Source organism: Pedobacter sp. 01T416_2 (genome assembly GCF_056398925.1).
In genome coordinates, this window is record NZ_JBFTQI010000862.1 from 1 (window position 1) to 2,331 (window position 2,331).

Consider the following 2,331-nt stretch of genomic DNA (forward strand, 5'->3'; position numbering starts at 1 on the left):
CGTTTGTACCGAGTGCAATGTCTTCCCATACTTTTCCGTCTTTTCGTTTAAGTGCAAATTCAATTGTCTCAATTTTTGGTTTTTTGTTCAGTCCTAACATTGTCAGATCTATAAATTGGCCTTTTTTGATGTCTCCTTTCACGACTGTTCCAAGTAAGAAAAATTGTTTTCCTTTCAATTGATAAGCATTGTTAAGCTTAAACAGAGCAATGGTTATTGCATGCCAATTATCACCACAATGTCGGCATTGCCTTGCGTATGGAGTCCTTGCAAGTTTATTACACTTTGGGCAATTGTTAAGAAATACCTTTTCAGGATTTTCCGTCGTTATTCGTCTTGCTACATTCAACTCAAATTCATCATAGCCATGTTTTAGAAAATTAAGTATTTCGGATTCCGTTCTAATCCAACCTCTATTAGTCAAAATTCTTCTCATCTTAGGATCATCAGAAGTCTTATAGGTATGCATATGGTGTTTCAGTGCTAACTTTTCATTGTCAGTCATTAAGTTACTGAAGTAGTTTATAATATAACTTGCTGTCTCTTGGTCCATGTTAGGTTTTGTCGTAGTTGCTACCAATGCTTAAATATAGCAACTGTTATTTTATCAATTTCGTGATTGAGTAAATGAAGAGAATTTTATTTAAGTTAAGGGCAATGGCGTATACTAATGTGCATTTAACGAACCCAACTCCTTAAGCTATTTAGCGAGATTAATATATTTCCCCTTTTTATCCTATATTTATTTTACCAGACTTCTTAGCTCAGTTGGTAGAGCAACAGACTCTTAATCTGTGGGTCCAGGGTTCGAACCCCTGAGGGGTCACAATATCACTTATTGTATTTGAACGAAATATAAAATTAATCGTTTATGAACGATACTTTGCCAAAAGACCCTTCGGCTGATTTGCCGGGAGATACTGCTACTCGTTACGAGCAGTTTTTCGGCCCATTATTCTTTGAGCCCTATGCTATAGAAGTTGCAAAACGAATTCAATCCATTCCGGTTTCTGTAGTGCTCGAAATTGCGGCTGGGACAGGGCGTGTTACCCGTCATATTAGGGAGCATATTCCATACGCAGCAAAGCTGATCGCTTCAGATATTAGCGAGGAGATGTTGGCCGTAGCCAAAAAGACGTTGAGCCACCTTGATATTGACTGGCGAAATATTGATGCCCAGCAACTTCCTTTTAATGATAATAGTATAGATTTGGTGGTTTGCTGCTTCGGGTATATGTTTGTTCCTGATAAACCGAAAGCATTTGCAGAGGCCTATCGGGTTTTGAAACCAGGTGGCCTGTTTTTATTTACCACCTGGGATAAGCTGGAAAATAATGCGGCATCTTATTCTGCCAGATCTATTGCAATGAAATATTTAGAACACCCCTTGCCCGAATCGCATAATCTTGCAACCTCGATGAATAATGAAGCGCATATAACACTATTATTAAAGGATGCCGGCTTTGCAAAAATATCAATTGAAAAAGTAAAACTTTTTTCCGTAAGTCCAACCGCAAAAGAAGCTGCATGCGGTTTGGTAGAGTGGGGACCTGTTTATGAGGAGATCAAAAAACAGAATCCTGACTGTATAGACGAGATAAAAATTAAGGTGGAAAAAGAACTTGCTGAAAAATTCGGAGCTGCTCCCATGATCGCTCCAATAAGTGCTGTATTCAGTCAGGCGTGGAAATAATAAGAACCCCTTCCTCTCCGTAGTGTTCAGCGCAGCGTCACTACCAAGTAACACAGAAGATTAAGTTATGAACACGCAATTACGCTGCTAAAGTCCAAAGAACAGATCGGTATCTGGTTTTGTGTAGCTATTTGTTATGCATGCATTATAAATCTGTTATCTTTGCAGCTTTTATCAATTATCAGCATTCATTAACATATTCATGGGCAAAAACAGCATCGGCTCTACCATTTCGTATTTCTTTTTAGGCGAGTACTTTTCTGATGCCCTGCGCACCACCATTACTGTGGTATTGCCCATTATTTTATTCTTTTACCTGGGTAATCCTGAAGCGGCAAAAGGAATAGGGGTTGGGGCTTTACTGATCAGTTTAACCGATCTGCCCGATAACCGATTGAACAAGCTGAAAACAGCACTATCGAGTATTATCGTTTTTTTCGCCACCACGCTGGTGGTTTCATCAGTTTTAGATGATGTTTATTTAACTGCGGTGGTAGTAGTCATCGCTGCTTTCAGCTTTTCGATGTTTGTCGTATACGGACAGAAACTCTCGCTGATTGGTACCATGGCGCTGATTGTATGTACATTCGTGATGGGTCTTCACCCTGAACGACCGCTGTATTTTAGCAGTTATATCC

General features: G+C 39.3%; 2 protein-coding genes, 1 tRNA gene and 1 pseudogene. 3 read left to right on the forward strand and 1 reads right to left on the reverse strand.

From position 1 onward, the window contains the following. Positions 1–553 (reverse strand): hypothetical protein (locus AC1DPQ_RS25120; RefSeq protein WP_477611226.1); only part of this gene is annotated, 553 nt, incomplete at its 3' end. Positions 554–753: 200 nt separating this feature from the next. Here AC1DPQ_RS25120 and AC1DPQ_RS25125 point away from each other — a divergent pair. The 3 genes and pseudogenes from AC1DPQ_RS25125 to AC1DPQ_RS25135 all read left to right on the forward strand — a co-directional run. Next, a tRNA-Lys gene (locus AC1DPQ_RS25125) sits at positions 754–826 on the forward strand. A gap of 45 nt (positions 827–871) precedes the next feature. Beyond that, the gene (locus AC1DPQ_RS25130) at positions 872–1,693 is read left to right on the forward strand and encodes a class I SAM-dependent methyltransferase (RefSeq protein ID WP_477611227.1); all 822 of its coding nucleotides are present in this window, start codon (positions 872–874) and stop codon (positions 1,691–1,693) included. A 202-nt stretch (positions 1,694–1,895) separates the two neighbouring features. Then, a pseudogene (locus AC1DPQ_RS25135) lies at positions 1,896–2,331 on the forward strand (hypothetical protein); the annotation flags it as partial.

Coding starts and splice junctions, on each gene's coding strand:
- AC1DPQ_RS25130 (WP_477611227.1), top strand. CDS start 872: ATGAACGATACTTTGCCAAAAGACCCTTCGGCTGATTTGCCGGGAGAT.